We start from the raw sequence: 23,560 nt of genomic DNA on the forward strand, positions 1-23,560 counted from the left end.
CCACGAACTGTCAGTGACACGCCTATGGCGATCCGTGCGCCGTACCCCTTACGCTGGATGTCTGACTTCATCGGGGGTGGCGGCCAGTGGGTCGGACAGAGGGCTCCCTCCGAGACCTGTGGTCCCTCGTCCGCCACGTGCGCTGGGCCCGCCCCACTCCGGGGATTCGCCGCCGGGCCGTGGAGTACCTCGCGGTGTTCGAGCGGGTCGTGGTCCCCGTTGTCACGGCCGCTGTCGATGACCCGGTTGTCCGCGAGCGGGTCGTTGACGCGCTGCGGGGACCCGGGGTGAAGCTGACGTTCCTCGCCGCCGCGTACGCCGAGACCGCCGGGTTGCCGCTGGACGTCGAGCCGACCGTGTTGACCGGCGCCATCACCCGCGTCTACGACGACCTGTTCGACCACTTCGGCGGACCCGACCTCGACAACCGGTTGGATTCCCTGTTCCGCACGGGGGACTTCGCCGCCGCGAACGACGTGGAGGCCGTGTTCGCGGGGCTCTACCGGGCGGTCCGCGAACGCGTGGACCCGGCGGCCCTGGAGCTGCTGCTCGGCGAACTCCTCGAGTTGCAGGCGTACCAGGTCAGGTCACGGGAGCAGACCGACCCCTCGGTCGGGTTCTCCTCGGTCCTGGACATCACGCGGGGCAAGGGCGGCCACGGGATGGTCGTGCTCTTCGGCGTCGCGACGGGTCCGCTGCACTGGAGGGAATCCGCCCTCGTGCGCGAACTGGGCTCCGTCCTCCAGCTCCTGGACGACTATGAGGACATGGAACCGGACAGGGCGGCGGGCGTTCGGACCGCGGTCACGCTCGGTGGGATCTCCCTCGGCGGCATCTGCGCCGGGTTGCGGGAGGTCGCCGACGGTTTCGGTGCCCGGTTCGGCAGGCGGAGACCGATGTTCACGATCGTCTACGCCGCGTTGTGGATGTCCTACCTCCGAAGGCGGTTCCCCCGGCCCGGTGGTCGGAGCCCGGTGGCCCGCCACCCCCTGTCCACCCTGTTGCTGCACCCCGCGCCACTGGCATCACCCGACCTCCGGTTGTCACCGCGTCCGGCCAGGGGGAAGGTGTGACTGTGACCAGAGGGGTGCCACCGGGGTGGAGCGCACCGCCCCGCCCTGATCTCGCCGTGCCCCTGGTGCGGGCGCCGGTGGTGCTGTCCCACGTCTTCGCGGGGCCGCGCAGGCCGGACTTCGGGCGGTCCCACCGGCAGAACGTCGTGCTGGCGGCGGTCGCGGTGGTGGTGTTCGCGCTGAGCCGGTTGCTCTGGTCGACACCCGTGGCACTGGTGGCGGTGGGCGTGGTCGCCTACGCCTTCGCCAGGTTCGTCTTCCTGCTGGTCCTCGAGCGCAACCAGGACCGGTTCGGGGAGCGGTGGTTGAGCGAGTGCAGCCGGGACCTGCGGGACAGCGAGTTCCCCGTGGTCCGCCTCAGCGCCGACGACCGCTTCTACGACCTGACCGACACCGATCGCGCCGCGCGCCTGCTCCACCTGTCCGACGAGCGCCCGGCCACCCCGGTCGTGATCGATTTCAGCCATCCCCCCTCGGCCCTGGAACGGGTCGGGTTCGCGCTCGGCGAGGTCCAGTTCCGCGCCGTGGAGGGCGCGGAACCGCGTGTCCGCTTCCCCGAGGCGCGCTACCGGTTGGACGATTCGGCGTTGCGCACGTTCTGGCAGCTCGGTGGCTCCGCCGTCGTCACCCTGAGCGCGCCAACTGCTTCCGGAGCAGCTCGTGCCGGAACTGGTAGGTCGGACCCACCAGGCGCAGGACGGTCCGCTGGTGGGTGTGGTCGAGGAAGCGCATGAGCCGCAGCGGCGTGCGCCGGGTGAGGGCCAGCCAGATCCGGGCCGTGTCGTAGCGCCCGCAGGCACTGGTCGAGTAGGTCGCCAGGCCGATGCCCCCGGCGCCCAGGACCAGGCCCACCGCCGCACCGAGCGCCCCGACCAGGAACGGGTTGGTGACCGGCACGACCAGCCCCCGGTCGGCGACCCCGACGAAGCCGCCCAGCACCGCGCCGACGACGGCGCCCAGGGCGGCACCGGACCCCGTCGCGATGAGCACGGCCCTCCGGTCGTCGTGCAGCGAGGAGGTGGGGGTGATGATCCCGGCGGGGTCCGTGGGCTCGGTGAACCTGCGCACCAACCCGAACAGCACGCCGAACAGCAACCCGGTCACCGCGCCGGGGAGCCCGCCGAACACGAGCCCGACGGCCACGGCGCCCGCGACCGCGCCGACCACGGCGAAGACCAGGTCGCGCGCGACCTCCACGCCGCGCAGCCGCCTGGGCGCGAAGCGGCGAGGCGGCTCGGCGGGCACGCGGGCGAGCAGCGCCCCACCGGCGGCGCCGAGGGCGAAACCCACGACGAGACCGAGGACGGGCCGCCCGAACAGACCCAGCAGCAGCAACCCGAGCACCGCCGACACCCCACCGCCCACCAGGACACCGCGGGCGACGACGACCCACCCCGGCACCTTCGAGCACAGCTCCCACCACGCGATCTCGCCGTACTCGCGGGCCAGGAACGTCAACCAGTCGACCTGCCGGTCCAGGTCCCAGCCCGGCGCCCGGGTGGCGGGCTCGTGGTCGGTGGGTGATCCGGGGCGCTCGTCCAGCGCCCTGCGTGGGAAGTCCCGCAGCAGCGCCGCCCGCATGGCGTCGGCGTCGGCCAGCTCCAGCAGGTCGGCGGGCTCGGAGTCGCGCTCGCTGTAGACGTCCTGCGCCAGGGTCAGCATGAACGGGGTCTCCAGCGCCGCCCCGAGCTGGGCGTTCTCCCGCAGCCCCTCCAGCACCGGCTCCCACCGGTCCACCGCGACCTGCGGGATTCTCGACCGCAGGTGGTCGACCACCTCGTCGGGCCGGAACGGCAGCAACTCCACCACGTCCGGCTCCGGGATCGTCCCGGCCGCGTTGGCCGCGGCGAAGTACCCGCTCTGGCACGCCAGGACGAGGGGCCTGCCGCTGTCCAGGTCGCGCTCGATGGTCCGCAGCGCGGACGTGTCCGGCTCGGCACCCATCTGGTCGAGGTTGTCCAGCAGCGGCAACAGCCGACCGCGGCGCAGCAGTTCGAGCACCGCGGTCGGTCCGTACCGCTTCTCGTTCGCCAGGAACGGGTACTCCCCGAGCACCGCGTTGACCAACCACTCCTGGAAGTTCTGCCGGGGGTGCCACCCCGCGACGGAGAGGATGACCGGAACGGGTTTAGCCGACTGGCGCCGCAACACCGCCACGGCGAGCAGGATCAGCAGGCCCGTCTTGCCCGCGCCGCTCACCCCGGTGACCACCATCCGACGGGGGTTGTCGACGTACGCGGTCACCAACTCGTCGCACGTCCGCTCGGTCTCCGGCCCGCCGTGCAACGGCCGGTACCGCACCGGCAACCGCTTGTCCTCGACCAGGGCCCGTGCGCGCAGCTCCTTGTCCCACTGCTGCCTGACCTTGTTCGCCAGTGCGGCCGCGGCGTCGTCGACCTGGGCGTCGGTACTGGTGCTCGAGTTCCGGTCCTCCAGCAGCGGGACCAGGAACTTGACCACGCCCCCCGCGCTGACCACGACCGCCAGCACCCAGGTGATCGTCGCCGCGTCTTCGCGGAAGCCGACGACCAGCAGACCCGCGACGATCAATGCCCACAACACCAGTTGCTTGCGTCCCGACACGGACACAGTTAACCGAATTCCGACGACCACCACCCACCCAACTCCGCGGCAGGCGGATAACCGCCACCGCGGTCGGCCACCGATCGTTCAGGCGGGGGTCGCGTCGACCCGCCCGACCGCCTCACAGCTCTTCGACCCAGTAGGGCCGCACGTCCATGACGCCGGTGCCGCGCGCGCCGGTGATGGTGCCCGAGGTCTGGGTGGTGAGGGTGTACCAGGACTCGACGTAGTCCGGGTCGTCCACCCACCAGCTCGCGGGCATGGCGTTGAGGATCGCCGTCACCAGCGGCGTGTACGCGCCACCGTCCACAATGGTCAGCAGGGCGGTCGCGAGGGCGGTGGCCAGCGCGGAGTAGTTCGTGTCGCCGTCGTCCTCCATCATCACGACGTCGGCGGCGTTGTACCTGTAGTGGTTCCAGTGCACCAAGAGCTGGTTGGGGTGGTAGTCGCGGTTCTCGTCGTCGAGGTAGGGCATCTGGACCGGGTCGACGGTGGCCTTGCCGTCCGGGCCGAAGCCGCCCGCCAGGGTGAAGATCTCCGAGGAACCCTTGGGCCACGGCTCCTGGTTGTCGCCGACGCGGACGCGGGTGACCTGGGTGGCCCAGTAGCCGCCCGCCGCCTTGATCGGTCCACTTTGGATGGATCGGGTGCCGGTCGCGCGGCGCAGGACGTCCAGGCCGAGGCGGGTGGCGGTGGGCACGTCGATGTCGACCACGAACACCGGCCGGGACGGGACCTCCACCGTCGACAGCGTCACCGCGCGCCCACCGGGCTCGTAGGCGGTGAACCGGGTTGCTTCGTCATCGTTCGGCGCCGCCGCGACCAGCGGGGCCACCCCGTCGCGCAGGGCGACCGCCATGCCCGCGTCACCCAGGCGCACCCGCAGCAGGTCGGCAGACCCGGCGGGCAGGCCCTTGGCGGTCACCACGTCGGCGTTGGCCGCCGCCAGGGTCGGGGCCAGCCGACCGCGCCGGTCCAGCACCCGGGGGTCGGCCGCCGCCGTGCCCAGCGCGGGCCGGGCGCCGGACTCGCCGAGTTCCACCGCCAACGCGTGCGCCACCCGGTCGGTGATCCGCCCGACGCCGTCCGGTCGGGCGGGCGCCGCCTGCGCCGCTCCCGCCGCGACCACCCCGGAAGCGAGGACGACCACCGCCACCACGCCGTGCCTGAGTTTCCCCATCGCCGCCACCCGTCTCCCGTGAAGGTCCTCCCTCCACCTTGGATTGTCGGCGATAATCCGACAAGCGGACAAACGGCGTATCCGATCACCGGTTGGGCGGCGCAGGCGCGGAGTCCGGCGGGAACCGCCCGGCTGTCGGTGCGGGCCCCTGGGGTGCTCGGAGTCCGGATCGTGCCCCGTTGGTCCGGCCCGGACGCCGCAGGCAACACGAACGTGAAGGTTTTGCCCCCGGGTTGAACGGCGGGTGGAGTTCCACCTCACCGCAGTCCTCCACCGCACCAGGTTCGATGGTCCGACCCGCCTCCCCGCCGCCGCCCTGCGCGACCCCCGGCTGCTGGCCCTCACCGCCGCAGACACCCTGGCCGGTAGCCGGGGCGCCTGCCAGGACTCGGCCCACCTCGTGCTCGCGCTATGCCGGGCGCGGGGCCTGTCCGCCCCCTGCGTCTCCGGCCACCTCCTCGGCCAGGACGGCACCCACGCCTGGGTCGAGGTCGTCGTCCCGCACCCCGGCGGCAGGCTGACCTGCGACCGGGTGGTCGGTGTCGTCGCCCTCGGCTGGGATCACAGCGGATGCTCGTCCAGGGGGTGCACGGCGATGGCGATCTTGCCGCGTGGACGTCGGCGACCCTCGCGGGCCGAGCCGCCTTCCAGCAGCGCGTGCGCCTGTGCGATGTCGGTCAGCGGGAGCACGGCGCCGATCGCCGGCCGGAGCCTGCCCTGCTCGACCAGCAGGCCGAGGGCGTCGAGCTTCGCCCGGCCGGGGCTGGCGAAGAGGAAGTGGTAGGTCGCGTTCACCCCCCACGCGGCGAGCAGGTTCTGGGGTTCGGGGGTGTCCACGATGGACACCACGCGGCCTCGGTCGGCGAGGACCTCCGGGCTGCGGGTGAGGGTGTCCCCGCCCACCGTGTCCAGCACGACGTCCACCCCGCCCAGTGCGCGGACCTGCGGCACGGGGTCACCGACCGAGAAGTCGATCGCGGTGTCGGCTCCCAGCCCGGTGACGAACTCGTGGTCCCCCGCCCGCGCGGTGGTCACCACCTCGGCGCCCAGCGCGCGGGCGACCTGGATGGCGGCCGAACCGACCCCGCCCGCCCCGCCGTGCACCAGGACCCGTTCCCCGGCCCGCACCCCGGCGCGTTCGACCAGCGCCTCCCACGCCGTCACGCCCACGACCACGAGACCGGCTGCCTCGACGTGCGACAACCCCGCGGGCTTGCGGGCTACGAGGGCCTGGTCGACCACGTGGAACTCGGCGTAGGCCCCCTGCCCGGTGAACACCGGCGCCAGGTACCAGACCTCGTCGTCCGGTCGGAAGTCGTCCGCCCCCGGGCCGGTCTCGACCACCACGCCGGACACGTCGTTGCCGATCACCGCGGGCAGCGCCACCTGGTCGCGGTAGTCGCCGCGCCGGGTTTGCAGGTCGAGGGGGTTCACGGACGTGGCCAGCACGCGCACCAGCACCTGGCCGGGGCCGGGAACGGGTCTTGGCAGCTCTCGGGTGGCGAACGCGGTGTCCGCGGCACCGAAGCGGACGAGTTCCACCACGCGCATCGAAGTCGACATGCCACGATCTTGGAACGTCATATCCCGAATTGTCAATGTGTTTGTGCGTTACGATCGCCGCGTGTTCTCTGAGGCGGAGTTGCTGGCTGTGTTCCGGGCACTGTCCAACCCGACCCGCCGTCAGCTGCTGGTGTGGCTCAAGGAGCCGATGGGGTTCCCCGGCCAGGAGCCCGACGACGTCGAGATCGGTGTCTGCGTGACCGACATCCAGCGGCGGGCGGGTCTGGGGCAGTCCACCACCTCGCAGTACCTCGCCATGCTGCGGCAAGCGGGGTTGGTGGTCGCCACCCGGCGGGGCAAGTGGACCTACTACCGCCGCGACGAGGCGAACATCGCCCACCTCCTGGAGACCCTGCGCGACGTGTTCTAGTGCCCCGTCGAGCTGTCGGGGGGAGGTGCTCGGGTCGGCGGCCCCGGCCGATCGGGCGGGGCTGACGGGGATCACAGCGGACGGGCGGCAGCCCCGGTGGGCGCGGGCTCTAGCATCGCCGTTGTCGGATCGAAGATCTTGGAGGACAACGTGTCAACTGTGACCCTCAAGGGGAACCAGGTTTCCGTCGGTGGCGCCTTCCCGGAGGTCGGCGCGGCGGCGGCCCCCTTCAGCCTGGTGGGCAAGGGCCTTGCCGACGTCGACCTGAGCGCGTTCGACGGAAAGCGGAAGGTGCTCAACATCTTCCCCAGCGTCGACACCCCGACCTGCGCGACCTCGGTGCGCACGTTCAACGAGCGCGCGGCCGAGGCGGAGAACACCGTGGTGCTGTGCGTGTCCGCCGACCTGCCGTTCGCCCAGGCCCGCTTCTGCGCGGCGGAGGGCCTGGAGAACGTGACCACGCTGTCCACCCTGCGCGGCGCCGAGTTCCTGACCGACTACGGCGTGGCGCTGCAGGATGGGCCGATGGCCGGTCTCGCCGCCCGCGCGGTGGTCGTGCTGGACGAGTCCAATGTGGTCGTGCACTCCCAGCTCGTCGGTGAGATCGCCGACGAGCCCGACTACGACTCGGCGCTGGCCGCCCTGAAGTGACCCCCGGGCGCCCCACCCGGTCGGGTGGGGCGCCCGGCTCCGGCACTCCGGAAATCACAGGTGACAACCACGGTTCTGGATGACACTCTTACCCAAATAAGGGTGTTATCTTGGTTTGGAGGTCGCTGTGGTTCGTCGCACCGCCGCTGTTGTGCTGGCATCCGCGCTCGTCGTCGCCGGGGCGCAGGACGCCGCCGCGGTCAGCGGGCCGGGGGACGCGGGGGTCCCGTTCTGGGTCGATGTCTCCCACCTCCGCCTGGTCAGCGACTCGGGGATCGCGGTCGGGACCTACCAGGGCACCATCTCCCTCTTCCGGGGCGGGAGCCGGGTGAGCCTGGGGAGCACCGCCGACGTGCAGGTCAACGACATCAACGCCACCGGCACGAGCGCAGGCAGGGTCAGCTACCGCGCCGCGACCTGGTCGCCCACCGGGGCCATCACCACTATCCCGAACCTGCCGGACGCCACCACCACCGAGGCGGTCGACATCAACGACAGCGGTGACGTGCTCGTCACCACCTTCCAGGGCAGGCCGTTCAGCAACGGCGCCGCCATCTGGCACGCGGGCGCGCTGACCCCGCTGCGGTACGGCGACACCCCCGTGCAGGCCGTGGCGATGAACGGCGGCGCCCAGGTCATCGCCGTGACCGACAGCGGCGACTTCGAAGCACCCCGCGAAGCCCTCCGCTGCACCCTCGCGGGCACCTGCACCGCGCTCCCGATGCCCACGGGCGCCCAACTCGTGGCCGTCCACGCGATCAACGACGCGGGCACCGTCGTCGGCACGATCATCGTCGACGGTGTCACGCGGGCGGTCGCCTGGGACGCCAACGGCCGGATGACCGTCCTGCCCCCGCTCCCGGGCCACGCCTGGACCAACGTCGCGACCATCCGCCACGCCGTGAACACCCCCGGGGACATCGTCGGCTACAGCGACGCCACCGCCGTCGTCTGGCGGGCCGGGGTGCCCACGGCGCTGCCCGGCGGACGCACGCTGAGCATCACCGACCAGAACGACCGGGGCGACGTCGTCGGTTCCGCCCAGAACGCGGCGGGCGACCCGCGCCCGTTCGTCATTTCCCGTGGCTCGTCGTTCAGCGAACTCGGAACGCTGATGCTGCTGCCGCGCGGGGAGGTCAAGGCCATCTCCGCAGGCGGGCTTGCCGTGGGCACCAGTTGGTTCTCGGTCTCGTTCTTCCCGGGCGCGGGCATCAGCAACCTGCGCGCCACCACCTGGCAGGTCGGCTGAACGCGGCGCGGGGTGGGCCACCGTGGTGACCCACCCCGCGCGGCGTGGCTCAGCGGCTGAGTCGGGTGATCAGCTCGCGGACGGCGGTCCGGGTCACCGGCAGGGTGACGCCGGGTCGCTTGCTGTCCCGCACGGCTGCCAGGTCCTGCCGCAGCTCGACGCAGTCACTGGTGTTGCCGGAACGGGATGACTTGCGCCACTCCATGATCACACCCTTCCAGGATTCAGCGGCTGAGTCGGGTGATCAGCTCGCGGACGGCGGTCCGGCTCGCCGGCAGGGTGACGCCGGGTCGCTTGCTGTCCCGCACGGCTGCCAGGTCCTGCCGCAGCTCGACACAGTCACCGGTGTTGCCCGAGCGGGATGACTTGCGCCACTCCATGATCACAACCTTTCTCGTAGTTGCTCGATCATACTGCGGCTTTCCGCGCTTGACAGAGCCATGCGATCGAGCATCGAGCGCATGTTCTCATAGCTGCGGACCTCGTCGTCGTGCAGAAAAACACTGCTTCCGTTCAACTCGACGTTGAGCACCGGGGGTGCGTCGGGGAAGTCCAGCAACAGCCACGGGTGGAGCAGCAACCGGTGTGGCATCCGCCCCCGCACGATGCGGACGCCGAGCCCCCGGGTGGATGCCTGCACCAGGTGGCCCAGTTGTTCCCTGAGCGCATCAATTCCGCCGAACGGCTGTTGGAGCGCGCTCTCGTGGAGGAATGCCGTGTAGTCGATCGTGGGCAACACCCGCTGCCGCTGCAAACGGGCACGCCAGCGCATCTTCACGTCCTGCGGCTCGGCGCCGTCCTCCGACATCAGGCCTGCGGCATACCGTTCCGTTTGCAGCAGCCCGGGGACGAAGCTGAAAGACCAGTTCGTGAGCGCGTTGGCCGACGCTTCGTAGCTGGCCAGGGTGCCCACGTCGGGCAGGACCCCGGGCAGGGGCCGCGACCACCACCCGGCCTGCACGCCCGTTCGGGCGCTCTCGATCAACTCCTCGCGCTGGGCCATCGGCACGCCGTAGGTCGTCAGGACCATCGCCACGTCCTCGCTGGTGATGTGCCGCTTGCCGTTCTCGATGCGGCTCAGCGTCGCCGTCGACCAGCCGATCGCCCGAGCTGCGGCCTCCAGGTTCAGCGTGGTCTGCTCCTGTCGGAGAGCCTTGAGCTGGGCGCCGATGGTGCGGTCGCGCGCCTGCGGGTTCTTCCTCTGTCCGGACACGTCTTCCTTTCCACCCCCGCAAAGGCACACGCGTGTCGATGCCGGGATTTTACAGTGTGGGACGCATCCGGCGGGGCGGTCATCAGCAGACACTCAGCACCGGGGGCACACCATACGCAACACGGCCAGACTAAGGGGAACCGCTGCACCGCAACACATCGACGGCTCAACTGAGCCCACGCTTCACCCGATCGGGTCTCGGTGACTGCTGGGACCGCATGAAGTGGACTATCCACTGTAGACAAAATCGGCTCTTGGGGTCAGGAGGGTGTGACTGCTGCGCGGTGGCTTTCCGATTTCAACTGGTCAAGCTCAGTGGGAGCGGGCCCAAGCGGTCGTGGAGGAGGTCGTCGAGGAGCTGGGGGAGTGTGGGTGGCAGGAGTTTGTCGGTGGTGGCCATGAGGTCGTGTGGGTGCCACCAGCGCTGTTCGATGAGCCCGGCTTTTTCGTTGGAGGTGTGTTCGGGGGCGAGTGTGGGGGTGGTGGTGCGGGTGTGGGCGAGGTAGACGTGGTCGATGCGGTGGTGGTGGGTGCCTCGGTAGTGGAATCGGGACTCGCGGGTGTAGAGGTGGTGGCCGAGGGTGATGGTGGTGAGCCCTGTTTCCTCGGTGAGTTCGCGCAGGGCGGCGTGTTCGGGGGTTTCGTCGGGATCGATGCCGCCGCCGGGGAGTTCCCACCAGTGGTGGGTGGGGTTGTCGGGGTCGCGGGCGTGGATGAGCAGGACGCGGTCGCCGGGGTCCAAGAGCAGGACACGGGCGCCGTGCCGGGGTGTGGGGGTGGGCACGTGCGGTGGTTCCTCGCCGGTCGTGGGGCGGGCCCGGCGAGCCGCTGGGGGGTCAGAAGAGGGTGGGCTCGTTGTGCTGGGCCGGGTTGACGGGGGCCGACGGTAGCAGCGGGTGGGTGGGGGTGAGGGTCGTGGTGACGGTGAGAGCGGAGTGGTCGGTCAGGCGTGACCCGTCCGCGTGGTGTTCGCGGGTGCTGTGGTCGTAGCGGCAGTCGGTGACGCGGGGGAGCAGCGTGGGGGTGAGGTGGGCGTGGTCGTAGCGGTAGCCCAGTTCCGGGCGTCGTGCCCAGGAGTGTTCGACGGTGTCGGGGTGGTGGTGGCGGTAGAGGTCGATCAGGCCGTGGCGGGTGGTGAGGTCGCGGTAGAGGAATTCCAACGCCGCGAGGTCACCCTCAAGGTCGAACACGTTCGTACCCGCGACCTCTGGGCACGCCTGGACGCCAAGCAGGTCGACATCGTCTGCGGCAGTCTCCCCACCCACCGCGGCCGACAACCCCACCTCGACTACGACTTCCTCGAATGGCACCGCGAAGGCGTCGCCCTGCTCACCAACCTCACCCCACGCGAACTCCCCGACACCCCGGTCACCGCCACCCGCCTCACCACCCTGCCGCTGCTCGCCCCCAGCGCCGGACTCCTCGCCCAGTTCCTCAGCCAGTGGTTCGGCCCCGACTACCCCCACACCCTCAACGTCATCGCCACCATCGATTCACTCAACTACGGCCTCAACCTCCTCACCGCCGAACTCCTCCACGGTGCCATCCTCACCACCGACCGCGTCGCCGACGCCGCCATCACCGGCACCCTCCCCGGCACCGGCCTGCGCAAACTCACCCTCGCCGACGACCTCACCCCACCCATGGAGATCGTCACCGGCATCCTCGCCCGCCCCGGCGAACGCCACCGCCACAGCCCCGACCACCCCCTCAACCTCCTCTGGAACGCCTTCACCCACCACAGCCCCAGCGCTGACCTCACTCGCGGAGCGCGTGGTAGTGCTCGGCGAGGAAACCGGTTGCCCGGTAGTCGCCACGGCGGGTGAAGATGGCGGAGTCGGTGGCTGTGGGGTGGTCGACGGTCGCCTGCTCGGCCACGGTCGTGTCGACCGCCTTGTGGTCCGACCAGGCCACGAGTACGCCGCTGGTCAGGCCGGTGACCGACGTGGGGGTGAGCACTGCGCCGGTGGTGCGGTCGCGCAGCAGGGCGGCGTAGTCGGGCTGGTCGAGGCGGCAGCCGCGCGGGGGAGTGACCTGCGGCCAGTCCGGTGCGGTGAGCCCGCGTGAGCGGGCGGCCTGCCACAGCCGGGGCACGTCCTCGTCGGTGTGCGGGGGCGGTGCCATCTGCTCGCACATCCACAGCAGCCGCCCGGCGCCGCGCGTCGGGCCGAGCCTGCGCCAGCGGACCCGCCGCGCCAGGTCGGCGGCGATGACGGCGACCCACGGGTGCACGGTGCGGGTGAAGCCCTGCGCCGCGAGCCAGGCCAGGTGGCGCGGGGCTTGGTCGAGGACCGGGAACAGGGTGCTCGCGGGCAGGCCCACGATCGTCCGGCCCGGCCTGGTGAACAGCTCGGGGGAGTGCGCGACCAGCAGCAGCGCCGCCCGGGCCAGGTCGCCGGGGGCGGAGGCGACCGACGACCCGAGGCCGGACACCGCCGTGCTGGGGCGGATGCGGTCGCGGTGGCCGCCCGCCTTGAGGACGGTGGCCACGACCGGGCGCTGCGGTTCGGCGACGGGGGCGTGGGCGAGGTCGGGGACCAGCAGGGACACCAGGTGGATCAACAGGTCCTCGGCGGTGTCCGGGTCGGTCGGGACCTCGACGCGGCTCAGCGCCGCCCGTAGCTGCGCGCCGACTCGGGTGCCGACCATGAGCCGCGCCGTGAGCAGGCCCAGTTCCGTCACGGCCACCTTGGGGCCGTCCAGCGCCAGGTATCCGTGCTGCACCAGGAAGTCGACGGCCTCGGTGACCGGTTCGGTGTCCTCGTCGCCCTGGTGGTGGCTCAGGGTGCGCAGCCACCACTGCTCTGCCTCGGGCAGCGTGGTGATCCGGCCCTGCACGACCTCGGCCAGCACGTGGTCGGGCAGGCTGTCGTGGATCTGCGAGTGCACGGTGTAGCCGTCGACCAGGGCGGCCTGCCAGTTGGCCCGTTCCAGCTCCGAGGTCACGAGGTATGCCCAGCCCTCGCGCTCGCCCGCGCCGACCCGGCCCGCCCGGCCGAACATCTGGAGCACCGTGGCCACGTCGATGTCGTCCAAGCCGACCCGGGTGTCGCGCACGACGACCGCCCGCGCGGGCAGGTTCACCCCGGCGGCGACCGTGGTGGTGGCGACCAGCACGTCCCAGTCGCGGTCGCGGAAGCGCTGTTCGGCCTCGCGCTTGTGGTCCCAGTCCTTGTAGTGCAGGCCGACCCCGACCGACGCGCACGCCCTGTGCAGCCGGTCGGTGTCGTCGATGTGCACCCCGGAGGTGTCCGCGCCGCGCGAACCCGCGATGGCCAGGGCGGTGGTGCGGACGTTGGGCTTGGTGCCGCAGAACACCAGCACGCTGCCGCCGTCCCCGGTGACCCGCCGGGTCAGCTCGACGGCCGTGCGCATCCGCAGCAGGCCGTCGGTGGTGCGGTCCGAGGTCGCGGGGATCTGCGGGAGCTGCCAGGTGAGGCGGGTCGGCCGCCAGGTGGTCGACACCAGCGAACCCTGCAACCAGGAGGCGATCTCGTCCGCGTTGGACACCGTCGCCGACAGCCCGACGATGCGCACCGGGGAGTCCGCGCCGCGCACCCTGGCCAGCAGCGCCTCCAGCAGCGGGCCGCGCTCGGGGGCGCCGAGCAGGTGGATCTCGTCGACGACCAGGCAGCCCACCTCGGCCAGCGCGGTCTGCAACGAGCTGGCCCGGCAGATCGCCTCGAACTTCTCCGTGGTCGCCACCCACAGGTCCGCCGCGCGCACCCGCTCGATGTCGGTCAGGTACTCCCCGGACAGCCGCTCCACCCGCAGCCCCTTGCCGCGCCAGGTGGCCAGCTCGCGGTCCAGTTCGTCGGTCAGCGACCGCTGGGGCACCAGCCAGGCGGCCTTGCGCCGCTCGCCCAGGATCGCCCGCAGCGCGGCCAGCATCCCCACCACGGTCTTGCCCGCCCCGGTCGGCGCGGTGATGACCAGGTGTTCCGACGAGCCCAGGACGGCGGGGGCGGCGTGTGCCTGCGCCGGGTTCAGCGTCGGGAACGGCAGGTAGTCCAGCCACTTCGCGGGCACCAGGTCGGCGGCCGGGACGTGCTCGACCTCGGGCACGTCGGCCGGGCCGTGGGCGTCCCAGACGGCCTCGAACGCGTCGCGGGCGTCATGGGCGCGCTCGTCGGCGGTCGGGCCGCCCCAGTCGCGGCGGGCGCGGGCGGTCAGGGCGGTGGTGACGGTGAGGGCGTCCACACCGATCGTGGTGATCACCTCGTCCTCGATCCAGTGCCGCACCGAGCGGTGCGCCACCCCCGCGTCGGTGAGCCGGGTGCGCAGGGCGTCGAACGCTTCGCCGGTGGGCAGCAGGACCCGCGCGTCGGTGCCCTCGGGCAGGTCGGGGAGGCGCAGGGCCGGGTCGGTGGTCTTGCACCAGTGCAGCAGCCGCCGCTCGGCGGCGCGGACGAGCGGGACCGCGCGGGTGGGGCCTTGGCCGCCGCGTCGGGACGGTGGGGGCGGCTGGACGATCGCGGAGACGGTGGTCACCGGGGTCGCCCCGCGCTGTCCGTCACCCTGGTCCGCCGCACGGCGCTACCCTACGTGATCAGCAGGAGTGCGGAGGGAGGCCAGCGTGTCCAGCGCGCCCGAGGGCAGCGACGAGGTCGTGGAAGGCGTGGTCGACCGGGTCATCCACGTGGGACCCGACGGGCACACCGTCGCCGTGCTCAGCACGGGGGAGTCCGGCGAGCCGGTGAAGGTCGCGGGCACCGTGCTGGCGGGCCTGCGCCCCGGCGAGACGCTGCGGGTCACCGGCCGCCGCCCGTCCACCGCCCGGCACGCCGACACCCTGCGCGTGCTGACCTGCGAGCGGGTGCTGCCCGCGACCGTGCACGCGATCCGCGCCTACCTGGGCTCCGGCATGATCAAGGGCATCGGCCCGACCATCGCCCAGGCAATCGTGGACCGCTTCGGCGCCGAGACGCTGACCGTCATCGACACCACCCCGGAACTGCTGCTCGGGGTGTCGCTGATCGGCCGCAAGCGGCTGGCGACGATCGTCGAGGGCTGGGCCGAGCAGCGCGAGATCCGCGAGGTGATGGTCTTCCTGCAAGGGGTCGGCGTCACGCCCGGTCTGGCGGTGCGCATCCACCGACACCTGGGCGCCGAGGCCCGGCAGATCGTGGAGCAGCACCCGTACCAGCTCATCGAGCGGGTGCACGGGATCGGCTTCCGCATCGCCGACAAGATCGCCGTCGCGGTGGGCATCCCGGAGCGCAGCGGCGCCCGGATGCGCGCGGCGCTGCTGCACGTCCTCGACGAGGCCAGGGGCAAGGGCGGGCACTGCTACCTGCCGCGCGAGGAACTGCTGGCGGCGGCGGTGGCCCTGGTCCGGCAGGACCCGGAACTGGTCCGCGACGGGCTCGACGAGCTGCGGGAGATGGGCTCGGTCGTCGTGGAGCGCACGCCCGCGCTGTTCACCGACGAGCTGGTGTTCCCGGCGTGGCTGCACCGCAGGGAGAGCACGCTCGCCGAGAACGTGCGGCGGCTGCTGGCGGCGCCGTCGCAGCTCCCGCGCCGGGCCGGGGCGGTCGCCGAGGAGGACCCGCCGCTGGGGGAGCGGCAGGCCGAGGCCGTCGAGATGGCGCTCACCGAGACGCTGTCGATCCTGACCGGCGGTCCCGGCAGCGGCAAGAGCCACACCGTGGCCGCGCTGGTGCGCCGGGCGAAGGCCGCCGGTGCCACCGTCGCCCTCGCCGCCCCCACCGGGCGCGCGGCCAAGCGGCTCTCGGAGCTGACCGGCCTGCGCGCCACCACCGTCCACCGCCTGGTGCACCACCGGGACAACCCGGTCGACGACGGCGGCCTGTTCGACCCCAACGACGGGCTGTCCTCGGACCTGGTCGTGGTGGACGAGGCATCCATGCTCGACGTCCTGATCGCCGAACGCCTGCTGCGCGCCATCCCCGAGGGCAGCCACCTGCTGCTGGTCGGCGACGTCGACCAACTCCCCAGCGTCGGCCCCGGCGCGGTCCTGCACGACCTGCTGGGCGTCGCCGACATCCCCTCCACCCGCCTGGACACGATCTACCGGCAGGACGCCGACAGCGGGATCGTCAGCAACGCCAACCGGGTCGTGCACGGCAGGCCCCCGGTCAACGGCCCCCAGTTCTGGTTCCACGACCTCGACGCGGACAAGACCGCCGACGTGGCGGAGCTGGTCGTCGACATCGCCACCCGCCGCCTCCCGGCCAAGCAGGGCTGCACCCCCGCCGACGTCCAGATCCTCTGCCCCGGCAAGGCCAGGGCCACCGGCGCCACCTCCCTGAGCCGCCTCGCGCAGGACCACCGCAACCCCGCCCGCGACACCACCCCCGAACACTGGGCCGACGACCGCCCCTTCCGCGTCGGCGACAAGGTCATGCCCACCCGCAACGACCCCACCAAGGGCGACTACGGCGTCTTCAACGGCGCCACCGCCACCATCACCGCCATCAACAAAGACGACCAGAACATCGAAATAGCCCTCGACGACGGCCAGACCGCCACCTACGACTTCGACGAACTCGAAACCCTGGCCCACGCCTACGCCATCACCGTCCACCGCTCCCAGGGCAGCGAATACCCGTACGTCGTCATCCCCCTGACCAACGACACCCCACACCTGTTGCTGCAACGGAACCTGCTCTACACGGCGATCACCCGCGCCAGGAAGCTCGTGGTGATCGTCGGCCACCGGGGCGCCCTCTTCCGCGCCCTCGACAACCGCCCCCGCCGCCGCAACACCCTGCTCACCCACCGCCTCTCCGCCATCGGCCCCTCCCCGGCCCCACCGACCCGCACGGCCGACGGGCAGCAGTTCGCCTTCTGAACCGGCCGCGCCCGGCCCGGCGAGTGATCCACTCCCGCTGGTTCGCCCGAACGGCTCACCCGTCAGGCGGGGTCTCCGGTGCCGCGACTCGCGCGGTGGGCGTCGACGGCCTCCTGCACGAGGAAGCACAGGATGTCGATCCGCTGCTTGTGGTCGGTGGTGTCGGCCCGGTTCGCGGTGGCCCACTGCTGCCAGAGCCCTCCCGGCCGGGTGAACCGCTCGGCGCGGTGGGTGCCCAGGCGCGCGTCGAGGTGCTGGAGGGCGCCGAACGCGGAGTCCTGGTCGTACCGCAGCTTCGTCTCGCGGAGGTAGTTGTCCAGGTAGGCCGTGAGGATGTCGGCGTCGTCGGCGGTGCCGAGCCTGGCGAGCGCGAAGCAGTAACCGTGCCCGGCGAAGACGACCCGGCTCTCGAGCAGTCGGGCGCCAACGGGGGCGCGGAACCGCTCGCGGCGGTCCACCCCGATCAACCAGCCCGCGACGAGCCTGCACCGCCAGTCGGCGTCGAGCAGGACACCGAGTTCGCGGTCGGTGATCCGCTCCGCCGCCTCGGCCAGCGACCGCAGGAAAGCCGCTCCCTCCGGTGTGCCCAGCGCGGCGGGGTTCGCTTCCATGAGCCTCATGTAGCGCTGGCCGTCCTCCCCGCCGACGCTCACGTGGCGGTCGATGACGTCTTGCGGATCGAGGTCGTCCGTCCCGGGGGAACTCATGACCGGAGTCTCCCAGAGGCGCGGACGCCGGTGCGCGGACGTGCTCGCCCGTCCCTCCGAATTGCTCCACCCGGCGCATGGCGGCGCCCCAGCGGAACCTGTATGGAATCCCCCTCGGCATCGGTGGTGGTTGTGGAATCTGGCAAATGTGAACGCTGTGAACGCCTTGTGCACCCGAAAGGACCTGTCCTTCTCGTCCATTGTGGACAGATTTTTAACATGGTCTGAATGGCCGATGTGAACGGTCGGATCGCGACGCTATCCTGCTGAAGCGCCAATTCGGACGGCGGGTTGTCGAATGCGGCTGCATTCATTCTTCGCAATCAATTACTGCTTTCGGCAGAATGGGGGAGAACCGGGTGGTGGCGGTCGGGACGGGCGTGCGGGGACACCGGGACTTCCGGCTGTTCTGGCTCGGTGGCGCGGCCACCCTGCTCGGTTCGCACGCCTCGGCGCTGGTGCTGCCGGTGCTGGTGCTCCTGCTCGGCGGCTCACCGGTGACCGCGGGGGTCCTGGGCACCGCGGTCGGGTTGGCCGAGGTGCTCATCTCCCCGGCGGCGGGCGTCTGCGCCGACCGGGTGCCGCGCCGACCGATGATGGTGGTCTCCGCCCTGGTCGCCGCCTGCGCGGCGGGCGCGATCGCCCTGGTGGTGCTCACGGGCCGGGTCTCGCTGCCGGTGCTGTTCGCCGCCGCGGTCGTGGAGGGCGCGGCCACCGCCTGCTACGCCGCCGCCGCGTCGGGCGCGATCCGGGCGATCCTCCCGCCGGACGACCCGGCAGGCGCCCTCGGTGCCCTCCAGGCCAGGGAGAAAGCCGCCAAGCTCGCCGGACCGGGTGTCGGCGGCGGCCTGTACCAACTCGCCCCGTGGGCACCGTTCCTCGTCCACGCGGCCTGCCACGCCGTCGCCGCCCTGTGCGCCCGCGCCCTCGGCTCGGACCTGCGGCCCGCGCGGGTGGAGACCACCAGGCCCGCCTTCGCCAGGGACTTCGCCGACGGCGTGCGGTTCCTGTGGGCCGAACCGTTCCTGCGGTTCATGACCGTGTGGGCCGCGGGCGTCAACCTGGTGCTGGGCGCGCTGTACTTCCACGTCATCCTCGTCGCGCGCCTGCACGGCGCCTCCGCCGCCACCATCGGCCTGATGCTCACCGCCGCGGGCGTCGCGGGCCTGTGCGGGGCGCTGTTCGCGCCCACCCTGCTGCGCCGCTTCCCGCCGATCAGGTTGGTCCTGGTCGTCTCGTGGTCGATGGCCCTCGTGGCGTTCGCGTTCACGGCGTCCCCACCACCGGCGGTGATGGGGGTCCTCCTGGCCACCGTTTCGGCGCTCACCCCCGCGCTGAGCATCGCGTTCCAGAGCAAGGCGATCACCCGCACCCCGGACGGGATGCAGGGCAGGGTCGGGACCGCCCTGCGCACCCTGGGGGAGGGGACGGGCGCGGTGGCCCCGCTGGCGGCGGGCGCGCTCGTCGCCACGCTGGCCCCGGCTCTCGTCGCGGCGGTGCTCGGGCTGGGCCTGACCGCGATCGCCCTCCACACCACCGCGGTCCTGCCGTCGCTGACCGCGGCACCCGACCCGGACCGCGTTCCCGACCAGGCAGGGGAGTGAACGCCGTGGAGATCGACGTCCGGGTGTTCTTCCCGGAACCACCCGCCTTCGCCGAGTTCGCGCCGACCCGCGCGGTGTACGTCGGCGACGTGGACGGCCGCTGCGAGGTGTTCGCCTGGACCAGCGCGGGCGCCCGGCAGGTCACCAATCGACCGCAGGGCACCGTCACCTGCGCCATCGACCCGACCGGCGCCTGGGTGTGGTGGTTCGACGACGACCTCACCGGGGTGGGCCGCTGGCGGATCACCCCGTTCGGCAGCGGCGCCGCGGTCGACGCCGGGTTGCCGCCCGGCCGCGCGGCCGGGCTCGCCATGTCCGCGGACGGCACCGCCGCCGTCGGCGTCGGCCACGACGGGCTCTCGGTCCACCGCAGGCACCCGGACGGCCGGGTCGACCTCATCGGCGAGTTCGACGGCTACGCCACGCTCGTCGACCTGTCGCACTCCGGCCGCCTGGCCGTGCTCGCCCGCGACCCCGAGGACCCGGTCCCGGCGGTGGTGCTGGACGTGGCCACGGGTGGGCACCTGCCCCTGCACCTGCCGGGCCGGAGCCTGTGGGTGGCCGGGTTCGCGCCCGTGCCCGGCGACGAACGGCTGCTGCTGACCACCGCGAGCGACACCGCCTACCACCTGGCCGAGTGGACCCCGGGCGGCGGGATTCGCGAGCTGCCCTGGTTCGAGTCCGACACCGAGATCGCCCCGTCCTGGTACCCCGACGGCCGCCGGGTCCTGCTGCGCCGGGACCGGCACGCCCGCTCCGAACTGCGCGAACTCGACCTGGACCGGCGGACCGACACGCTCCTGCCGACGCAGCGGGGGACCATCCTGGCCGCCCAGGTGCAGCCGGACGGCGACCTGCACCACGTGTGGACCGACACCGCGCACCCGCCGCACCTGCGCACCGCCTCCGGGCGGCGACCGCTCGGCGGCCCCCGGACCACGGCCGTGGCGGGCACCCCGCGCGAGGTGTGGGTCGACACCCCGGCCGGACCCGTGCACACGCTGCTCACCGTGCCGGGCTCACCCCCACCGCACCCCACCGTGTTCCTGCTGCACGGCGGCCCGCACGCGGCGGCCCACGACGCCTACGACGCCCTGGTCTCGGTGTTCACGGGCATCGGCTGCGCCGTGGCCAGACCGAACTACCGCGGCTCCACCGGCTACGGCGCGGCCTGGCGCAACGACTTCTCCGACGGCCCCGGGCACACGCAGCTCCTCGACCTCGCCGCCGTGCGCGAGCACCTGGTCCGGGCCGGGGTCGCCGACGAGCACCGGACCGCGGTGGTGGGCACGTCCTGGGGCGGCTACCTCGCCCTGCTCGCCGCGGGCGTGCAGCCGGAACTCTGGCAGTCGGTCGCGGCCGTCAACCCGATCGCCGACTACGCCGCCGCGTACCGCGGCGCCACCCCCGCGGTGCGCGCCCTCGACCGGCGCATCTTCGGCGGGGACCCGGACCGGCGACCCGCCGCCTACGCCGCCGCCTCCCCGATGACCCACGTCGCCGCCGTGCGCGCGCCGGTGCTCGTCCTGGCCGCCACCGACGACGACCGCTGCCCACCGGAGCAGGTGGCCGTCTACGTCGCGGCGCTGTCCGCGCGCGGCGTCGAGCACGAACTCCAGTGGACCCGGTCCGGCCACGAGGGCCACACCGGCGCGGTCCACCACCAGGTCATCAGCTCCGTGGTGCGCTTCGTGGCCACGGCGCTGGGAGGGCGGGCGCTGTCCGCCCCGACGAAGGCGGGGTGAACGGGTGCACCCGACACCCCGCCGAGACCCCGGGAAGGAGGTGAACGCATGCGCAAGCGCGTCATCAAGAACGACCCGATCAGCGGCAACCGCGACCAGAGCCGCAGTGTCGAGGTGAGCGTGTCCGTCAGCGTGGGTTTCTGACGGCACCGCACCCGATGGCAGTGGGGAGGCGGGCGCCCGCCTCCCCACCACGGCAGACCCGGGAACCACACACCCGAGCACGACGAAAGCGGGCCGCAGTGCGAATCGTTCTGATCAACATGCCGTGGGCGCTGATAGACGTTCCCTCGCTGGCGCTGGGCATCCTGAGCACGGCGGTGCGCCGCGCGGTGCCCGACGCCGAGGTCGAGGTCGTGCAGGCCAACCTGGACTACGTGGACTGGATCGCCGAGCGCAGGTCGTTCACCGTCCGCGACTACCACTTCTACTCCCTCGACACCTACTTCCAGGGCGTCGGCGACTGGGTCTTCACCTCCGCGCTCTACGACGACCCGCACTGGCGCGTCGACGAGCTGGCCGAGCTGGTGCCGATGCCGGACGAGCAGCGCGCGATGACCCTGGAGCTGCACGAGACCGCGGCCGAGTTCGTCGAGGAGACCGCCAGGCGCATCGCCGAGAGCAACCCCGACCTCGTCGGGTTCACCTCCACCTTCCAGCAGAACGTGCCCGCCCTGGCGGTGGCCAGGGCGCTCAAGCGCATCGCCCCGCACATCCGGGTGGCGATGGGCGGGGCGAACTGCGACGGCGTGCAGGGCGAGGCGATCCACCGCAACTTCCCGTTCGTCGACCACGTGCTGCGCGGCGAGGGCGAGGTCGCCTTCCCCGCCCTGGTGCGCGCCCTGCGCGACGGCGGCGGCCTGGGCGAGGTGCCCGGCCTGTGCTGGCGGGACGGGGACGGGACCGCGGTGGTCAACCCGATGGCGACCACCCCGCTGGCGCCCGCGCAGATCGTGGCGCCGAACTACGACGGCTACTTCGAGCGCCTCGACGAGTCGGTGGTGCGCGACTGGGTGGACCCGAAGCTGGTCGTGGAGGGCGCCCGCGGCTGCTGGTGGGGGGAGAAGCACCACTGCACGTTCTGCGGGCTCAACGGTTCGTTCATGCAGTTCCGCAGCAAGAGCCCGGAGGTCTTCTGGGACGAGATCGCGCACCTGGTGCGCGAGCACCAGGTGCTGGACATGTTCGTCGTGGACAACATCCTGGACATGGGCTACGTGCGCACCCTGCTGCCCGCGATCATCGAGTCCGGCTACGACCTGCGCATGCAGTACGAGATCAAGTCCAACATGAACCGCGGCCAGCTCGCCACGCTCGCCGCGGCCGGGCTGGTCAACGTGCAGCCGGGCATCGAGAACCTCAACAGCCGGGTCCTCAAGATCATGGACAAGGGCGTGACCGGCTGCCACAACGTGCGGATGCTGCGCGACGCCGCGTCGGAGGGCCTGTCCATCGCGTGGAACTACCTCTACGGGTTCCCCGGCGAGGCGGAGGACGACTACGGGTCGGTGATCGAGCAGATGCCCGCCCTGCACCACCTGCCCCCGGTGGAGGGCGTCGCCCGGATCGTCATCGAGCGGTTCAGCCCGTACTTCAACCGCCCGGAACTCGGGTTCGCCGAACTCGCCCCCGGCGCCCAGTACGCGATGAACTACGACCTGCCGCACACCGAGCTGATGGACCTGGCCTACCTGTTCACCTCCGCCATGCTCGGCGTCGACGAGCGCACCGGGGACCGGCTGCGCGCCGCCGCCCGCCGCTGGCAGGCCGAGTTCCCCACCAGCAGGCTCACCCACACCGACCTCGGCGACCGCATCCTGCTCGTCAGCCGCCGCACGGGTTTCGACTGGACGAGCCTGCTGCTGGACGACCCGTGGGAGGTCGCCCTGTTCCGCCTGCTCGACCAACCGCACGCCCCCGCCGCGCTGTCCCGCAAGCTCGCCGCGGCCGGGCTCGACGCGGACCCCGGCCGGGTCGCGGACACCCTGGCGCGGTGGCTGCGGCTCGGCGTGCTGTTCACCGAGTGCGACACCTACGTCCACGTGGCACCGATCTCCCGCAATCAGGACCTGATGAAGCTCCCCCGCCCCGACGCCGACCCGGAGCACGCCCACCCCGACCTGGAGGAGGTGCCCGCGTGAGCACCCCGACCCTCGACCTCCGCCCCGCCCCGGTCCCGCTGCTGCTCTGGCGCGACCACGACGACGCCGTGCTGGGCCTGCCGGACATGGCGATGGGCGAACAGCCCGCCGCGGGCGACCCGCAGACCACGGCCGCCGACCTGTACGCCAGGGGCGTCCGCAAGGTCTCCGTGGGCAGCCCGCTGGACCTCACCGGCGGGATGGACGCCGGGACCCTGGTGTGGCTGATGGTCTTCCTGCGCGAGCTGACGAGCTGGAGCGTCGCCTACGACTGGACCGTGCTGTGGGGCAAGCACCGGGACGTGTGGCAGCGCCTGAACCACCTGCACCCGCCGCGCGCCATGCCGGACCACCCCGAGGCCGAGGACGTCCTCACCCGGTGGCGCGACACCCACTACCTGTGCAAGTGCATCCACCGCCACGGCCCGGGTTTCCTGGAGGTCAGGGACCGCAGGGCGGGCGACCTGTCCCGCTTCGTCATCGACGACCCGCACTACCTCGCCGCCGTGGAGACCCTGATCCCCGGCGCCCCGTCCGACTCGGTGCCACCGGACGTCCTCGCCCACCTCGTCGAGGAGGGCTTGGTCGGCACCGCGGACGACCTCGCCTGGTGGCTGCCCTACCGGGTCCGCCGCTGGCCGTGGCCGTCGATGATCGTCTGACCCGC

21 protein-coding genes are annotated in these 23,560 nt (G+C 72.2%); 11 read left to right on the forward strand and 10 right to left on the reverse strand.

What is annotated here, in order from left to right; all coding sequences use genetic code 11:
• The first annotated feature begins 86 nt into the window (after positions 1-86).
• A complete protein-coding gene (locus DFQ13_RS01040; protein ID WP_146241000.1) occupies positions 87-1,073 on the forward strand; it encodes a class 1 isoprenoid biosynthesis enzyme in 987 nt (328 codons plus the stop codon).
• A 2-nt stretch (positions 1,074-1,075) separates the two neighbouring features.
• On the forward strand, positions 1,076-1,807 hold the full coding sequence (locus DFQ13_RS32895) for a hypothetical protein (protein WP_146241002.1): 732 nt from the start codon (positions 1,076-1,078) through the stop codon (positions 1,805-1,807).
• On the opposite strand, the gene DFQ13_RS01045 is transcribed toward DFQ13_RS32895, so the two are convergent.
• The 3 genes from DFQ13_RS01045 to DFQ13_RS01060 all read right to left on the reverse strand — a co-directional run bounded on the left by DFQ13_RS01045 (position 1,698) and on the right by DFQ13_RS01060 (position 6,399).
• The gene (locus DFQ13_RS01045) at positions 1,698-3,656 is read right to left on the reverse strand and encodes a glycine zipper family protein (RefSeq protein WP_146241004.1); all 1,959 of its coding nucleotides are present in this window, start codon (positions 3,654-3,656) and stop codon (positions 1,698-1,700) included. The genes DFQ13_RS32895 and DFQ13_RS01045 overlap by 110 nt on opposite strands.
• 121 nt (positions 3,657-3,777) lie before the next feature.
• Positions 3,778-4,836, reverse strand: a complete 1,059-nt coding sequence (locus DFQ13_RS01050) for a DUF3103 family protein (protein ID WP_110078787.1) — start codon at positions 4,834-4,836, stop codon at positions 3,778-3,780.
• A gap of 561 nt (positions 4,837-5,397) precedes the next feature.
• On the reverse strand, positions 5,398-6,399 hold the full coding sequence (locus DFQ13_RS01060; RefSeq protein ID WP_110078455.1) for a zinc-binding dehydrogenase: 1,002 nt from the start codon (positions 6,397-6,399) through the stop codon (positions 5,398-5,400).
• Between the two features lie 61 nt (positions 6,400-6,460).
• On the opposite strand from DFQ13_RS01060, the gene DFQ13_RS01065 reads away from it, so the two are divergent.
• The 3 genes from DFQ13_RS01065 (at position 6,461) to DFQ13_RS01075 (ending at position 8,669) form a co-directional block, all read left to right on the forward strand.
• Positions 6,461-6,769, forward strand: coding sequence for an ArsR/SmtB family transcription factor (locus tag DFQ13_RS01065; protein ID WP_035289171.1), 309 nt, complete (start codon positions 6,461-6,463; stop codon positions 6,767-6,769).
• A gap of 150 nt (positions 6,770-6,919) precedes the next feature.
• Positions 6,920-7,420 carry a thiol peroxidase gene (tpx, locus tag DFQ13_RS01070; RefSeq protein WP_035289168.1) on the forward strand — a complete coding sequence of 167 codons (501 nt, stop codon included), beginning with the start codon at positions 6,920-6,922 and terminating at the stop codon, positions 7,418-7,420.
• Positions 7,421-7,547: 127 nt separating this feature from the next.
• Positions 7,548-8,669 carry a hypothetical protein gene (locus tag DFQ13_RS01075; protein WP_146241006.1) on the forward strand — a complete coding sequence of 374 codons (1,122 nt, stop codon included), beginning with the start codon at positions 7,548-7,550 and terminating at the stop codon, positions 8,667-8,669.
• A gap of 49 nt (positions 8,670-8,718) precedes the next feature.
• Here DFQ13_RS01075 and DFQ13_RS01080 read toward each other — a convergent pair whose 3' ends face one another.
• The 5 genes from DFQ13_RS01080 to DFQ13_RS33460 form a co-directional block, all read right to left on the reverse strand.
• On the reverse strand, positions 8,719-8,874 hold the full coding sequence (locus DFQ13_RS01080; protein ID WP_110078788.1) for a DUF397 domain-containing protein: 156 nt from the start codon (positions 8,872-8,874) through the stop codon (positions 8,719-8,721).
• A gap of 19 nt (positions 8,875-8,893) precedes the next feature.
• Positions 8,894-9,049 (reverse strand): DUF397 domain-containing protein, encoded by a 156-nt coding sequence (locus tag DFQ13_RS01085; RefSeq protein WP_110078789.1) that lies wholly within the window; start codon positions 9,047-9,049, stop codon positions 8,894-8,896.
• A gap of 2 nt (positions 9,050-9,051) precedes the next feature.
• Positions 9,052-9,882: a helix-turn-helix domain-containing protein gene (locus DFQ13_RS01090; RefSeq protein WP_181399781.1), complete on the reverse strand. Its 831-nt coding sequence runs from the start codon at positions 9,880-9,882 to the stop codon at positions 9,052-9,054.
• Positions 9,883-10,180: 298 nt separating this feature from the next.
• Complete coding sequence (locus DFQ13_RS01095) at positions 10,181-10,666, reverse strand: NUDIX hydrolase (protein ID WP_110078458.1); 486 nt, start codon at positions 10,664-10,666, stop codon at positions 10,181-10,183.
• Between the two features lie 52 nt (positions 10,667-10,718).
• Positions 10,719-11,042, reverse strand: coding sequence for an exonuclease/endonuclease/phosphatase family protein (locus tag DFQ13_RS33460; protein WP_181399782.1), 324 nt, complete (start codon positions 11,040-11,042; stop codon positions 10,719-10,721).
• Here DFQ13_RS33460 and DFQ13_RS01105 point away from each other — a divergent pair.
• Positions 11,007-11,708 (forward strand): hypothetical protein, encoded by a 702-nt coding sequence (locus tag DFQ13_RS01105; RefSeq protein WP_110078459.1) that lies wholly within the window; start codon positions 11,007-11,009, stop codon positions 11,706-11,708. The genes DFQ13_RS33460 and DFQ13_RS01105 overlap by 36 nt on opposite strands.
• Here the strand turns inward: DFQ13_RS01105 and DFQ13_RS01110 are convergent.
• Positions 11,641-14,373: a DEAD/DEAH box helicase gene (locus tag DFQ13_RS01110; RefSeq protein ID WP_110078460.1), complete on the reverse strand. Its 2,733-nt coding sequence runs from the start codon at positions 14,371-14,373 to the stop codon at positions 11,641-11,643. The genes DFQ13_RS01105 and DFQ13_RS01110 overlap by 68 nt on opposite strands.
• A gap of 85 nt (positions 14,374-14,458) precedes the next feature.
• On the opposite strand from DFQ13_RS01110, the gene recD2 reads away from it, so the two are divergent.
• Positions 14,459-16,696, forward strand: a complete 2,238-nt coding sequence (recD2, locus tag DFQ13_RS01115) for an SF1B family DNA helicase RecD2 (protein WP_219994206.1) — start codon at positions 14,459-14,461, stop codon at positions 16,694-16,696.
• Positions 16,697-16,758: 62 nt separating this feature from the next.
• On the opposite strand, the gene DFQ13_RS01120 is transcribed toward recD2, so the two are convergent.
• Positions 16,759-17,403 carry a DUF6000 family protein gene (locus DFQ13_RS01120; protein WP_219994208.1) on the reverse strand — a complete coding sequence of 215 codons (645 nt, stop codon included), beginning with the start codon at positions 17,401-17,403 and terminating at the stop codon, positions 16,759-16,761.
• A 362-nt stretch (positions 17,404-17,765) separates the two neighbouring features.
• Between DFQ13_RS01120 and DFQ13_RS01125 the strand changes: the two genes are divergently transcribed.
• From DFQ13_RS01125 to DFQ13_RS01140, 4 genes are all read left to right on the forward strand, one after another.
• Positions 17,766-19,007: an MFS transporter gene (locus DFQ13_RS01125; protein WP_181399783.1), complete on the forward strand. Its 1,242-nt coding sequence runs from the start codon at positions 17,766-17,768 to the stop codon at positions 19,005-19,007.
• 5 nt (positions 19,008-19,012) lie between these two features.
• Positions 19,013-20,752 (forward strand): S9 family peptidase, encoded by a 1,740-nt coding sequence (locus DFQ13_RS01130; RefSeq protein WP_146241008.1) that lies wholly within the window; start codon positions 19,013-19,015, stop codon positions 20,750-20,752.
• A gap of 242 nt (positions 20,753-20,994) precedes the next feature.
• Positions 20,995-22,893 (forward strand): RiPP maturation radical SAM C-methyltransferase, encoded by a 1,899-nt coding sequence (locus DFQ13_RS01135; RefSeq protein ID WP_110078463.1) that lies wholly within the window; start codon positions 20,995-20,997, stop codon positions 22,891-22,893.
• Positions 22,890-23,555, forward strand: a complete 666-nt coding sequence (locus DFQ13_RS01140; RefSeq protein ID WP_035289156.1) for a DUF5825 family protein — start codon at positions 22,890-22,892, stop codon at positions 23,553-23,555. The genes DFQ13_RS01135 and DFQ13_RS01140 overlap by 4 nt, the downstream gene beginning before the upstream one ends.
• Positions 23,556-23,560 lie beyond the last annotated feature (5 nt).

This window comes from Actinokineospora spheciospongiae, assembly GCF_003182415.1.
Classification (GTDB): domain Bacteria; phylum Actinomycetota; class Actinomycetes; order Mycobacteriales; family Pseudonocardiaceae; genus Actinokineospora; species Actinokineospora spheciospongiae.

Coding starts and splice junctions, on each gene's coding strand:
- DFQ13_RS01050 (WP_110078787.1), bottom strand. CDS start 4,836: ATGGGGAAACTCAGGCACGGCGTGGTGGCGGTGGTCGTCCTCGCTTCC.
- DFQ13_RS01060 (WP_110078455.1), bottom strand. CDS start 6,399: ATGTCGACTTCGATGCGCGTGGTGGAACTCGTCCGCTTCGGTGCCGCG.
- DFQ13_RS01080 (WP_110078788.1), bottom strand. CDS start 8,874: ATGGAGTGGCGCAAGTCATCCCGTTCCGGCAACACCAGTGACTGCGTC.
- DFQ13_RS01085 (WP_110078789.1), bottom strand. CDS start 9,049: ATGGAGTGGCGCAAGTCATCCCGCTCGGGCAACACCGGTGACTGTGTC.
- DFQ13_RS01120 (WP_219994208.1), bottom strand. CDS start 17,403: ATGAGTTCCCCCGGGACGGACGACCTCGATCCGCAAGACGTCATCGAC.